The organism is Streptomyces sp. NPDC060000 (genome assembly GCF_042737375.1).
Taxonomy (GTDB): domain Bacteria; phylum Actinomycetota; class Actinomycetes; order Streptomycetales; family Streptomycetaceae; genus Streptomyces.
In genome coordinates, this window is sequence record NZ_JBHWUU010000044.1 from 44,367 (window position 1) to 56,207 (window position 11,841).

Here is an 11,841-nt window from a genome sequence, read left to right on the forward strand (position 1 = left end):
GTGACGGTCAGCCCGGGTCCCGTCCCGGGCACGACTCAGGACGTCTTCGCGGCAGTCCGCTTCGCGTTCTTGCTCCTGCTGGTCGCCGTGCCGCTTCGACCGGGCTCCGCCTGCGCGGTCTTCCGCCTCGTGGCCGTGGCCGCGTCCGTGTCCGTGTCCGTGTCCTTGCCCTCGGCCGTCCGCGATGCCGCCGTCCGGGTGGGTGCGGTCCGGGTCGATGCGGTCGGCCACTTGAACTCGATCTCCAGCTCGATCTCCCCGCCACCGATCTCGACCTCGATCTCGGTGCGAAGGTCCTCGGGAATGCGCAGACTCAGCGTCCCGGCGCCGAGTTCCACTTCGGCATCCCCGCCTTCCCTCAGCGCGGTGGCGAGTGCCGTGAGCCGGTCAGCCGCCTCCAGGCGGGACAGCGAACTCTTCTGCTCGAACTTGAGATCCCTCATGGACGCCTCCGATTCCGGACAAACAGGCTGTAACGCCAATTCTGCGGCCATGTACGGGATCGGACATCCGCATGGATGGCCGGGCGAAGCGCCCGCACCCGCACCGCCGGTCCTGAACCGGGCGGCGACACCGCCTCACCGATGCGGCAAAGACCCGGTCGGTCTCCTCCCGGGCCGTCGACATCGATCCTCGGGCGGTCCCGGTCGGCCAGGATCCTGTCGTCGACGCGGGCGAGCACCGCAGAGCCGAAGAGCGCCACCGCCGTGCGCACCGGGCGTGGGTGGCAACGCCTCCGACGCGGGGCCGGCCGTGTGGCCGGATTCAGGACCGCGAACCGTTCACGCGCCAACTGGAGCACCATCTCCCGGTGCGTCCAGGAAGGTGTGTCCAGGAGGGTGTGTCCAGGAGGGCGGCCCCGCCTACGTCCTCCTCCACCTGCCGGATCGCCGGATCGCGGAACGGGATGACTGGCCTCGGGCCCGGCGCGGGGCGGCTTCAGGCGTCGCGCCCGGCACCGCGATCGGGTGCGCTCATGTCCCCCGTGCCGGGCGTGCCGTCGGCGAGCCCGTAGCGCAGGCGCACGGTGCCCTTCGGACCGGCTACGGGCGGTTCGAGGAGCGTGACGTTCGTGGGCACCGCGCCACCGTCGAACACCTTCTTGCCGACGCCGAGCACGATCGGGTGCACCCAGAGGTCGAGTCGGTCGAAGAGCTTCTCGCGCAGGAGGGTCTGCACCAGGTTCAGGCTCCCGACGACCTTCACATGCTCGTGCCGCTCACGGATCTCGCGCACCGCGTCGGCCAGATCCGGGCCGAGCCGCGTGGACCCGGCCCACGAGAGGTCGGGCCTGCCGCGGGAGGCCACGTACTTCGGGACGCTGTTGAAGAGCGTGGCGATCTCGTTGTCCTCGCCGCCTCCCTGGTGCGGCCAGTAGGCGGCGAAGATGTCATAGGTCCGCCGGCCGAGCAGGAGGGCGTCCGTGCCCTCGTACGCGGCAGCGACCTGCGCCCCGGTGACCTCGTCGAGCAGGGGTGCCTGCCAGCCGCCGAACGGGAACCCCACCGGGTCCTCGTCGGGACCGCCGGGCGCCTGCCCGACGAGGTCGAGGGTTGCGAACAGCTCGATGTGGATGAGGCCCATTGTCCCGCTCCCGATGAGTTGGTCGTCCCGGTCGGGAAGGTGGACCTGTGGGCGCCGGCAGACTCATCGCTGCGACGGCACCCGGCTTCGTACTCGTCGACCGCCTCGCCCGGTGCATCGGTCACCACCCTGTCCCGCGGTCGGTTCCGCCGCAACGCGCAGAGGCTCCGCCCCGGTACTCGAAAGCGGAGCCTCAAGGCCGACTTACGCAGGCCGGCACGTAGGCGCGCGGACGTTCGACCCACTGCGCCGGGGCGGTGACGCCCGAGGTCCTCGGCACCGCCCTGTCGCCAGCCCGGCCCGCGACCGGTAGGGGTGGGGTGTCCCCGTCGGCGGGTTCCAGCGGCGGGACCGGGTGGGGCGGGCCTCGGGCCTCGGCGGGCCTTTGCCACGGGCGGCGCGGAGGGCGGCGCGTTCCCCGGGCTCGCAAGCGGCCGTGCCCTCGGTCGGCCGGGCGAAGTCGCCCGGCTGCACGGCGAAGTCCCGTCCGCCCGCGAGCATTCTCCGTCTGCACTGCCGCTCACGGCGCCGACGCTCCGCCGCGTGCCGCACCTGTCCACATCAGCCGAGCCGCGGTATGCCCGTACCGGCAGGAATCGGCCGGCACGGGCATACGGTCGGGCCGGGCTCCTCTACTCGTATCGGGCCGGGTCCTACCGGTGGCCGCTCAGGCGGGCGCGCAGGAGATTGGGGTCGGTGGCCGTGGTGTAGGCGGCGCTGAGTACGTATACGTCGTTACCGCGCAGCGCGACGGAGGTGGGATTCTGAAGTCCGTCGGTGGCGTCCAGAACGGTGGTGCTGGTGCCGTCGGGCCGGATGCGCACCACCTTGTTGGGGGCGTTGAGGGCGGCGAGGATCTCGTCCCCGCGGCCGGTGAAGGTGAAATCGTCGATACTGACCATGCCCGATGCCTTGACCTGCGGTGCTCCCGCCCGGTTTCCCGAACGGATCGGAATGCGCAGCAGTGTGCCCTGGTCGAGGTTGGTCACCCACAGCGCGCCTCGGTGTACTTTCGCGCCGTTGGCTCCGAGGAAGCCGGTCGAGGCGAGTTCAGGGGCGGTGGACCACGCGGTGGGTGTGCCGCCGGTGACGGGGACGGTCCATACGGTGCCGAGTACCGAGTCGGTGATGTAGAGCTGTTCGCTGCGCTCGTCCAGTGCCAGCCCGTTGGGCAGGCCGCCCGCGGGCAGTGCGGCGATGCGCTGCGGCGGCTGTGCGGGGCGCAGCCGCCACAACCCCGTCAGGTCGGCCGTGCCGGTCGCGTACAGCACGTAGACGGTGCCGTCCGAGGTATGGACGATGCCGGTGGCCAGGGGGAAGCCGAGGACCGGTGTGCCGGCTCCGCCGTCGGCGGGCGCGGGCAGCGTCGCCAGGACACGCGTCGCGCCCCGGGGGCTGACCTGAGCCACCTGGCGGCTGGCCGCGAAGGTGACATCCGCCGTGCCGTCGGGCAACAGGGTGATGTTCTCGGGCATCTGGCCCGCGGACAGGTCGAAGTGGGTGGCGATCCGCACATCTGCCAGCGGTCCTCTGGCGGACGCCGCGTCGGCAGGCACAGCCGCTGTAAAGGCGGCCGCGGCCACCACGACTGCTGACATGATCAGTTTGATGCTTCGCTTGGACATGGTTCCTTCACTGTTTTCGGGCATGCGGCAGCCGCGGTGCGGTGCCGTGGGCGAGAGGTGCTGAGGGGGCGGCCGTGATCGTGATGCCGGCCGACGGGCGCGGGAGCGTTACATGTGGCGAGGTTTCCCGGCCGAGCGTTCCGGCGAGAGGAACGGCCCGGCAGCGGGCTGTCCCGGCGGATACCCACGCGCCGGGCGACGAGGGCTCGGGTCAGGGGACGCGGGTTTCGGCGCCGGGGCGCGGCTGGGTCGATTCCCGCGGTGCGGTGGTGTGGGCGAGCAGGGTCAAGGCTGCCGCCGACGGGGAGCCGGGGGCGGCCGTAGCCACCACCAGGGACGGTCCGGATCCTTGCGGGCTCTGCAGTGTCTGCTGGGTGACTGCCAGTGTCCCCACCAGCGGGTGGCGCATTTCGTAGTCGGCGACATCGCAGGCCAGGATCCGGTGATCGGCCCACATCGTGGCGAACTCCGGGCTGCGCATGGTCAGTTCGCCAATCAGTCCGGCAAGCAGCGGATCGTCCGGGAAGCGGCCGGCCGTCAGGCGCAGATTGCCCACCACGGCGCGGGCCTTGGCAGGCCAATCGGTGTACAGCTCACGGGTGTGCGCGTCGAGGAACACCAGCCTGGCCATGTTCGGCCGTCGGCGCGGGTCGTCGGGACCGTCCGGATCGAGATGACCCGCGAACAGTCCGTGACCCGGCCGGTTCCAGGCCAGGACATCGCTGCGGCGGCCGACGACGACTGCGGGTGTGCCTTCCATGGCCGCCAGCAAGGCGAGCGTTGTCGGGGTGACACGTTCGACAGGCGGCCGGCCGGTCGTCCCGGACCTTCTTGGTGCACGGGCCAGTGTGTGCAGATGGGCACGCTCGGACTCGTCCAGTCGCAGGGCGCTCGCCACCGCGTCGAGCACCTCGCGCGAGGCGTTGCGTGACTGGCCCTGCTCCAGGCGGGTGTAGTAGGGCGCGCTGATGCCTGCGAGCATCGCGAGCTCCTCCCGCCGCAGCCCAGGCACCCGGCGCCGTTCGCCGTAGGTCTCCAACCCGACGTCCTGGGGACGCAGTTGGCTACGGCGTGCCTGGAGGAAGTCGGCGAGGTGCCCGTGCTTGTTCATGGAACCGAGTATGCGTACCGCCGACGACCCGCGCCTCACCCCGCTGGGGTAGGGACCGGCAGGGTCTGGCTCGGCCCGGCTCCGGTCTCCAGGATGGGCCGCGTTCCTCTTCACCGCTTTCCGGGAGAATCCATGAGCGCCACCACCTCCGACCCCCGGCACGCGCTGGCCGGGCTCGACGTCACTCCCTTCACCTTCACCCGGCTGTGCTGGGTCGACGCCACGCCGGACGTTGTCTACAACCTCATCAGCGACGTGTCACTGATCGAGACGTGGAGTCCGAGCGCCGCCGGGGTGAGCTACGCGCCGGGCGACGGTCCATGGGTCGGCGCCCGGTTCAACGGCCGCAACCGCCGGGACGGGCGCGAATGGGTCACCCACTCCGAGGTGGTGCGGGCTGATCCGGGCATGGCGTTCGCCTTCATCGTCGGCGGGGCCGACGACGGCATCGTGCGCTGGGACTGGCACTTCCACGAGCGGGGCAGGGGCAGCGTCGTCCAGCAGTCCTGGCAGTTGCTGCGCACTGATCCGGTCCTGGGCGACACCCTCCAGGACGTCCATTCGTTGCGGGACCACATGGCCGCCAGCGCGGAGTCCACTCTGCTCGCCCTGGCAGAGTGGATCGCCGGCCACCGCACTCGCTGACAACTCGGACCCGTCTCCGACACGACGCCGCCGCCACGTCACCCGCTACGGCCGCGCCCACACCGGCGTCACGACCCCGCTGCGCGACCAGGGCCACCCCACCGACCTCACCCTCGGCACCCGCCGGGCCCGAGCGGCAGCCCTGCTGAGCTGGCCCTCCCTGGAGGCGCGTACATCTACCAGGGCGAGGAACCCGGCCTGTACGAGGTCGAAGGCCTCCCCCGGGTCCGCGCTTCAGGACCCCACCCGGGAACGCTCCGGGCACACGATCCGAGGTCGCGACGGCCGCCGCGTCCCCCTCCCCTGGTCTTCCATGGCCAGGTCGCGGCAGAGCCGAACCGGTGGAGCGGAGGTCGGGACGACGGTCTTCTCCCGCCGCGAGTCCTTCTCGGCTGCTGAAGCCGCGATAAGCGCAACCTGTCAACCAGCCCAGTGTTTCTCCTCAATATGCGGCGTGCGCCATCCAAATGGGACGCGCTCCGAGGCTCACGCATTGAGGTGTCAACAATGTTGCTGATAGTTCTCTGCCATCACGCGCGTGTCCTGGACGGTGCCGCTCTCCGAGTCGGCGCACCGTCCCCCACTCTTGCCTTCAGGGAGCTGTTCGTGAGCAAAGAAAGAACACGTCAGGCGCGTAGCCGCCGGACCTGGCGAGGGATAGCCGGCGTCGCCGCCGGTGTCGTCCTCGTCGGTGGCGGTTTCGTGGCGGCCAACGCGGCGACGACCACGGGCGACGCGAAGAAGGCCGGCGTCCACTACCCGGTCAACAAGAAGGCCGGCGGGGTCGCCGCCGTGGTCAGCGCCGCCAACGCGTTCCTGAACACGCTGGACGCCGACCAGCAGGCGGCGACGGTCCTGGACTTCTCCCAGGCGAACGCGACCTCGTGGTCGAACCTGCCATGCGGCTCGTCCTGCCGGCCGGGCATCCAGACCGGCTCGCTGAGCGACGCGCAGCTGACCGCCCTGAAGAACGTGCTGAAGGTGGCCCTGGGGACCGGCAAGGACACCGGCTACGAACACGTCCTGCAGACCCTCCTGGCCGACGACCAGCTGGCCTCGGCGGAGAGCTCCGGCTCCGGTCCCTCCGCGCCCTCGGGCAGCACCTCGGCCGACCCCTCCGCCTCGGCCGACCCGTCGGCCACCGCCTCTGCCGACCCGAGCGCCACTGCCACCGACGCCCCGACGGGCGCTCCGCCGTCCGGCGCCCCCGGTGGCGGTGCCGGCGGTGGCGGGTACGGCAGTGACATCTACTTCATGGCGTTCCTGGGCACCCCGTCGGCGGACGGCACCTGGCAGCTGCACTTCGGCGGCCACCACCTCGCCGTGAACATCACCTACAAGGACGGCAAGGTGTCCGGCGCCAGCCCGTTCTTCACCGGCGTCGAGCCCACCAGCTGGACCGCGGAGGACGGCACCACGTACGAGCCGCTGGCGAACTTCCGCGACGGCCTGCTCAAGCTGACCAGCAGCCTCAGCACGGAGCAGTTGGCCAAGGCCAAGCTGTCCCAGTCCTTCAGCGACGTGCTGCTGGGCCCGGGCGAGGACGGCCAGTTCCCGGCGACCAAGGAAGGCATCAAGGCCAGCTCGCTGTCGCCCAAGCAGAAGAAGCTGGTCCTGGAGGCGATCCACCCGTGGATCGCCGACGTGGACGACGCCACCGCCAAGCAGCTCACGAAGACGTACGCGCGTGAGCTCGACGAGACCTTCGTCGCCTACTCCGGCGGCACGGGCCTGGACACCCAGGGCGACTACGTCCGCATCGACGGCCCCAGCGTGTGGGTCGAGTTCGTCTGCCAGAACGGCTTCGTCTACCAGGGCAAGGTGCACTACCACACCGTGTACCGGGACCACACCCGCGACTACGGCAGCGAGTTCTCCTTCTCATGACCCGACCGCGAAACTGGCTGACCGCAGCACTGCGTCTGGTGGCCGGAATCGCGATCGTGGTACCGGCGGCGCTCCTCGCAGGGGCGTCGCCGGCCGCCGCGCATCCGATGCCGCACTCGGTGGTGGAGCTCGACGTGTACCGGGCCTCGGTGAGTGCCCGTCTGGAACTGCCGACCGACGACTTCTCCCGGGCCAGCGGGACAGATCTGAGCAACGCCACCCAGGCCACGCTGTCCGGGAAGGCCAAGGCCATCCGGACCTATCTCGCCAAGCACATCCGCCCGACCACCTCCCAGGGCAAGGCCTGGCAGGTCAGCGTGGGCAGCCTCAGCCTCAGCAACACCGAGCAGACCTCCACCGGCCCCTACCGGGAGCTGGTCGCAGAGGCCGTACTGACCCCGCCGGCCGGCACCGACGTACGCCACTTCACCTTCGGCTACGACGTCATAGTCCACCAAGTCGTCACGCACACAGCTTTGGTGACGATACGTCAGGACTGGTCCACCGGGCAGGTCGACGGCAAGGGCACCACCCAGGTCGGCACCATCCGGATCGACACCCGGACCATGACCGTCCCGGCCCTCAAGGTCGACCTCGACGACGGCAGCGCCTGGCGCGGCTTCCTCGCCATGGTGAAGCTGGGCGGCGACCACATCCTCACCGGCACCGACCACCTGCTGTTCCTGCTGATCCTGCTCCTGCCCGCGCCGCTCGCGGCCACCGGACGGCGCTGGGACAGCCTGGTCGGCGCCCGGTCCGCGCTCCGCCGGATCGGGGGCATCACGCTCGCCTTCACCGCGGGGCACTCCGTCGCGCTGACCGCCACCGCCCTCGGCCGCCTGGACATCCCCGGCCGACCGGTCGAGGCGTTCATCGCCGCGAGCATCCTCGTCGGCGCGATCCACGCCGTCCGCCCCCTCTTCCCGGGCAAGGAGGCGCTCGTGGCCGGGCTCTTCGGGCTCGGCCACGGCATGGCGTTCTCCTTCGTCCTGGCCGAGATGCAGCTGTCCACCGGGCAGCTCGTCACCAGCCTGCTCGGCTTCAACCTCGGCATCGAGCTGGTCCAGCTCCTGCTGGTCTGCCTCGCCCTGCCCTCACTGCTGGTCCTCGCGCGCCTGCGCATCCAGCCCGCGCTGCGGCTGACCGGCGCGGGGCTCACCGGCACGGCGGCCGTCGGCTGGCTGGCCGACCGCCTCGGCCTGCCCAACCCCGTCGCCCGGGCCGCCGACAGCGCCGGATCCCACACCACGCTGTTGCTGACCGTCCTCACGGTGACCGCACTCACCGCCACCGCCTGGACGCTGGCCACCCGCCGGAAAGCACGGCCCGGAACAGCCGAGCCCCCCGCAGCGACATGCCCCGAGTGCGAAGGGCGACACGCAGCGACAACGTGTGAGCCGTACGTTCGGGACCAGTCGGCGGATACCGCCGGCTCAGCGGCGACGTAGAGCCGTCCGGGGTCGGTCTTGCGCGGTCCCTGTCGGTTGGTTCCCGTCCTCGCGGTCCCTTGTCGGTCTCCAGGGTGGAGAACCAGGACATTCCCCCGGCCGCGACCATAGGGGTCCTGCCGGAAAGTCGTAGAACACCAGCAGCTCCTCCCGATCGTCGGTGATCTTCGCGCCGTAGCTCTTGGTGAACGTAGGCCAGGAGCAATCACTCCACCCGGTGTGCAACCACAGCTACACCCGTGGTTGCACACCGGCAACCACCCTGGTTGCAGGCGCAGTTCAACCCCTGGTTGGGCGAGAGGGAACAGTCCTGCCAGCTAGTTTTCCATGTACCCGGACAACGTCGCCCCGGGCGGGCAACCGAACCGCCGCTGGGGGACGGGCTCCCCTGCATCCGGGAACTGAAGGGAACTAGGAATGAAGCGACAGCTCATGAGTACGTTCGCCATCCTGGCCTTGGCCGGCTCCGGCCTCGCGGTCACGGCGAACAGCGCCTCCGCCGCCGCGTCCGCTTTCACGTGCGTGAAGGTGTTCGACGACGGCAACACGGCGGGGATCAGGTGCACCGGCAGCGCCTTCAACGGGTTCGCGAAGTGCAAAAACAACCAGTACGCGATTGGCGCCACTGCCGCTTCCGGGACGACGTCCTACGCATACTGCACGAGCTACAACTCCTCACTCGCCAGCCCGCGTGTCTGGGGCGGAAGCCCGGCGTAGGTGTGGGCCAGCAGTAGGGCAGCCGACTGCGTGTCGGCCCGCGCGTCAGACGCCGCCCGGCGCTGACGGCCGGGGACGCCCGGAGCTCTGCCGGAGCCCTGGTCAGGGAGAGTGCGAAGAGTCCCGTCCCGGCAGCTCGAATGCCGGAACGGGGCACCCTCGTATCGGAGGCCGTCCATGAGACGGCGTCGGGCCCCGCTTCGATGGCGTCGAGGACTATCTCCCACTCACCGTGCCAGGCCACGAGGGCCCGGCCTCGGTCACGCTCTTTTGTCGCTCCCGGGCGCCTTTGACGACATAGCGGTTCCAAGGCCTCAGGTGTTGTCCGTGCCCCGGGCTGCGGGGCCGCGGGAGATCAGTCCGGTCTCGTACGCGAAGACCACCGCTTGTGCCCGGCTGTTCAGCGTGAGCTTGCTCATGCAGCGGTGGACGTGTGTCTTGATGGTCGCCGTGCTGAGCACGAGTCGCTGGGCGATGTCGGAGTTGGACATTCCGGCCCCGACCAGCCCGAGGACTTCCAACTCCCTGGGAGTCAGCGTGTCCAGCCCGAAGCGCGCCTCGGACGCGGCCGGACGGAGGGTGTAGGTCTCGATGAGCCCTTTGATCACTGAGGCGCTGAACAGCATGTCGCCGGCGTGCACGGTGTCGATGGCGGCGAGCAGCCGGTCCGGTGGGGTGTCCTTGAGCAGGAAGCCGCAGGCGCCGACCTTCAGCGCGCCGTAGACGTACTCGTCGAGGTCGAAGGTGGTCAGGACGAGGATCTTGGGGAGCGGAGGCGCGGCCTGGGCAAGGATGCGCTCGGTGGCGGTGATCCCGCTGATGCCCGGCATCCGAATGTCCATCAGGATGACGTCGGGTCTGGATTTCGCTGCGAGCTCGATCGCCTCCTCTCCGTCCTCCGCCTCGCCGATGACGTCGACTCCCGGTGCGGCCCGCAGGAGTGCGACGAGTCCCGAGCGGATGAGGAACTGGTCGTCTACGACGAGCACTGTGGGCATGCGTGGTTTCCGCCTTCCTCGCGGCTGCCCGGCCGGGAGCCGAGACGCTTCCTCACCTGTCGCGGGCCACCGGAACGGTCAGCTCGACTTCGAACCCGCCCTGCGGGCCGGGGCCGGCGGTCACCGTCCCGCCGTAGATGCCGGCCCGCTCACGCATCCCGATCAAACCATGGCCGGCGGACCCCGCGGTGGTGCCGGCCAGAACTGGCTTCTGTCCGTCGTCGACCACCCGGACGCGGACCGCGGCCTCGTCGTAGTGCACCGTGACGCTCGCGTTCGCCGCCGGCGCGTGCTTCATGACGTTGGTGAGAGCTTCCTGAATGACCCGGTAGACGCACAGGCCGACGCCTGGCGGCAGCGCGAACGGGGCGCCCGTGATCCGGACCTCGACGGAGACACCCGCGGCTTCGACGCGCCGGGCCAGTTGGTCCAGCCGCCCGAGTCCGGGGCTCGCGTTGTGGTCACCCGTTCCTTCCTCCTCCTGGGCGCGCTCGGTCCCTTCTCTGAGCACGACCAGCATGCGGCGCATCTCCGCCATGGCCTCGTGGGCGCTGCCCGCGATGGTCTTCAGCGCCTCGCGGGCCGTCCCCGGATCGGAGGTGAAGACATATCCGGCCAGGCCGGTCTGCACAGAGATCGCAGACACGTGGTGGGCCACCACGTCGTGCAGTTCACGGGCTATGCTCATGCGCTCGGCCATGACGGCCCGCTGCGCCTTCTCCTCCTGCTCCAGGCGCAGTTGCTCGCTGAGCACCGCGAGGCGCTCGCCGCGCTCCGCGAGCCGGCGGGACCGGTCGCCGGTCACCCACAGGACGGCGACCGTCACGGTCACGAAGACCACACTGAGCGGGCCGATCCCGGGCTCGGCGAGCCGCGTGCCCCACAGCAGCACGAGCAGCGACCCCGCGGCGCACTTCGCCACGACCCTGCGCGGGCACAACGCCGCGACGGTGTAGAACGCCAGGCCCAGTCCGCAGACGACGACCACGTGGTAGTAGCCCAGGGTGAAATAGCACAGCGTGCAGGCCGCCGTGCTGACGAGCACGGTCAGGGGAGCCCGGCGGCGTACGGCGAGCGGAAGGTAGACCAGGGCGAGCAGCACGTAGGCCCATACATCGGTCTGCCGCCAGTAGCCCTGCGAGTTCGGCCAGTTGCGCAGCATGGTGCCCATGATGCCGACCGACACCATCGCGTAGACGATGTCTGCCACCTGCGGGAAGGCCTGGCGAACCGCCCCGCCCCACGTGCGCTGCGCGAACATCGTCCGAGCGTAGGCCCCGAGCGATCGCTCCACCCCGCTTTCCACCACAGCTACACCCCAGGTTGTACACCGGCAACCGGTCCGGGCAGGCTCCCGGCATTCGCTGGACGACTGAGCCTGCGGGGTGGTCCTCGTGGAGCCGCCGGCCGTCAAGCGGCCAGGGCTGATGTGCGCGCTCCCCTCGCCGGAGGTCAGCCTGGACGACTCGTGGTCGCGGATCTCCGCGCAAATCGACGAGCACGGTGGACAGGCATGGTGTCGCCTTCCTCGCGGCTGCCCGGCCGGGAGCCGAGACGCTTCCTCACCTGTCGCGGGCCACCGGAACGGTCAGCTCGACTTCGAACCCGCCCTGCGGGCCGGGGCCGGCGGTCACCGTCCCGCCGTAGATACCGGCCCGCTCACGCATCCCGATCAAACCATGGCCGGCGGACCCCGCGGTGGTGCCAAGGGGAATCGCCTCCTGTCCGTCATCGACCACCCGGACGCGGACCGCGGCCTCGTCGTAGTGCACCGTGACGCTCGCGTTCGCCGCCGGCGCGTGCTTCATGACGTTGGTGAGAGCTTC

The 11,841-nt window shown here is 70.4% G+C and carries 11 protein-coding genes and 1 pseudogene; 5 read left to right on the top strand and 7 right to left on the bottom strand.

Annotation, left to right across the window (positions count from 1 at the left end; genetic code table 11):
• Nucleotides 1-35: 35 nt before the first annotated feature.
• From ACFWBB_RS22995 to ACFWBB_RS23010, 4 genes are all read right to left on the bottom strand, one after another.
• A complete protein-coding gene (locus tag ACFWBB_RS22995; RefSeq protein WP_385275468.1) occupies nt 36-443 on the bottom strand; it encodes an amphi-Trp domain-containing protein in 408 nt (135 codons plus the stop codon).
• A gap of 496 nt (nt 444-939) precedes the next feature.
• Nucleotides 940-1,584 carry a dihydrofolate reductase family protein gene (locus tag ACFWBB_RS23000; protein WP_385275471.1) on the bottom strand — a complete coding sequence of 215 codons (645 nt, stop codon included), beginning with the start codon at nt 1,582-1,584 and terminating at the stop codon, nt 940-942.
• Between the two features lie 653 nt (nt 1,585-2,237).
• Nucleotides 2,238-3,209 (bottom strand): hypothetical protein, encoded by a 972-nt coding sequence (locus tag ACFWBB_RS23005; RefSeq protein ID WP_385275474.1) that lies wholly within the window; start codon nt 3,207-3,209, stop codon nt 2,238-2,240.
• 211 nt (nt 3,210-3,420) lie between these two features.
• On the bottom strand, nt 3,421-4,320 hold the full coding sequence (locus ACFWBB_RS23010; RefSeq protein WP_385275477.1) for a helix-turn-helix domain-containing protein: 900 nt from the start codon (nt 4,318-4,320) through the stop codon (nt 3,421-3,423).
• A gap of 132 nt (nt 4,321-4,452) precedes the next feature.
• Here ACFWBB_RS23010 and ACFWBB_RS23015 point away from each other — a divergent pair, with 132 nt between their 5' ends.
• The 5 genes and pseudogenes from ACFWBB_RS23015 to ACFWBB_RS23035 all read left to right on the top strand — a co-directional run bounded on the left by ACFWBB_RS23015 (nt 4,453) and on the right by ACFWBB_RS23035 (nt 9,017).
• Nucleotides 4,453-4,965: an SRPBCC family protein gene (locus tag ACFWBB_RS23015; RefSeq protein WP_385275480.1), complete on the top strand. Its 513-nt coding sequence runs from the start codon at nt 4,453-4,455 to the stop codon at nt 4,963-4,965.
• A pseudogene (locus tag ACFWBB_RS23020) lies at nt 4,940-5,278 on the top strand (alpha-glucosidase); the annotation flags it as partial. The gene ACFWBB_RS23015 and the pseudogene ACFWBB_RS23020, both read left to right, overlap by 26 nt.
• A gap of 293 nt (nt 5,279-5,571) precedes the next feature.
• Nucleotides 5,572-6,852: a DUF3500 domain-containing protein gene (locus ACFWBB_RS23025; protein ID WP_385275484.1), complete on the top strand. Its 1,281-nt coding sequence runs from the start codon at nt 5,572-5,574 to the stop codon at nt 6,850-6,852.
• On the top strand, nt 6,849-8,300 hold the full coding sequence (locus tag ACFWBB_RS23030; protein WP_385275487.1) for a HupE/UreJ family protein: 1,452 nt from the start codon (nt 6,849-6,851) through the stop codon (nt 8,298-8,300). Before ACFWBB_RS23025 ends, ACFWBB_RS23030 begins: the two co-directional genes overlap by 4 nt.
• 417 nt (nt 8,301-8,717) lie before the next feature.
• Nucleotides 8,718-9,017: a hypothetical protein gene (locus ACFWBB_RS23035; RefSeq protein WP_385275490.1), complete on the top strand. Its 300-nt coding sequence runs from the start codon at nt 8,718-8,720 to the stop codon at nt 9,015-9,017.
• Nucleotides 9,018-9,331: 314 nt separating this feature from the next.
• Here ACFWBB_RS23035 and ACFWBB_RS23040 read toward each other — a convergent pair whose 3' ends face one another.
• From ACFWBB_RS23040 to ACFWBB_RS23050, 3 genes are all read right to left on the bottom strand, one after another.
• Nucleotides 9,332-10,015 (bottom strand): response regulator, encoded by a 684-nt coding sequence (locus tag ACFWBB_RS23040; protein ID WP_385275493.1) that lies wholly within the window; start codon nt 10,013-10,015, stop codon nt 9,332-9,334.
• A gap of 52 nt (nt 10,016-10,067) precedes the next feature.
• Nucleotides 10,068-11,276, bottom strand: a complete 1,209-nt coding sequence (locus tag ACFWBB_RS23045) for a sensor histidine kinase (RefSeq protein ID WP_385275496.1) — start codon at nt 11,274-11,276, stop codon at nt 10,068-10,070.
• A 301-nt stretch (nt 11,277-11,577) separates the two neighbouring features.
• Nucleotides 11,578-11,841 (bottom strand): ATP-binding protein (locus tag ACFWBB_RS23050; RefSeq protein ID WP_385275499.1); only part of this gene is annotated, 264 nt, incomplete at its 5' end.

What these genes read in the sequence shown, in the direction of transcription:
- ACFWBB_RS22995 (WP_385275468.1), bottom strand. Translation starts at nt 443, where the DNA reads ATGAGGGATCTCAAGTTCGAGCAGAAGAGTTCGCTGTCCCGCCTGGAG.
- ACFWBB_RS23000 (WP_385275471.1), bottom strand. Translation starts at nt 1,584, where the DNA reads ATGGGCCTCATCCACATCGAGCTGTTCGCAACCCTCGACCTCGTCGGG.
- ACFWBB_RS23005 (WP_385275474.1), bottom strand. Translation starts at nt 3,209, where the DNA reads ATGTCCAAGCGAAGCATCAAACTGATCATGTCAGCAGTCGTGGTGGCC.
- ACFWBB_RS23010 (WP_385275477.1), bottom strand. Translation starts at nt 4,320, where the DNA reads ATGAACAAGCACGGGCACCTCGCCGACTTCCTCCAGGCACGCCGTAGC.
- ACFWBB_RS23015 (WP_385275480.1), top strand. Translation starts at nt 4,453, where the DNA reads ATGAGCGCCACCACCTCCGACCCCCGGCACGCGCTGGCCGGGCTCGAC.
- ACFWBB_RS23030 (WP_385275487.1), top strand. Translation starts at nt 6,849, where the DNA reads ATGACCCGACCGCGAAACTGGCTGACCGCAGCACTGCGTCTGGTGGCC.
- ACFWBB_RS23035 (WP_385275490.1), top strand. Translation starts at nt 8,718, where the DNA reads ATGAAGCGACAGCTCATGAGTACGTTCGCCATCCTGGCCTTGGCCGGC.
- ACFWBB_RS23040 (WP_385275493.1), bottom strand. Translation starts at nt 10,015, where the DNA reads ATGCCCACAGTGCTCGTCGTAGACGACCAGTTCCTCATCCGCTCGGGA.
- ACFWBB_RS23045 (WP_385275496.1), bottom strand. Translation starts at nt 11,276, where the DNA reads ATGTTCGCGCAGCGCACGTGGGGCGGGGCGGTTCGCCAGGCCTTCCCG.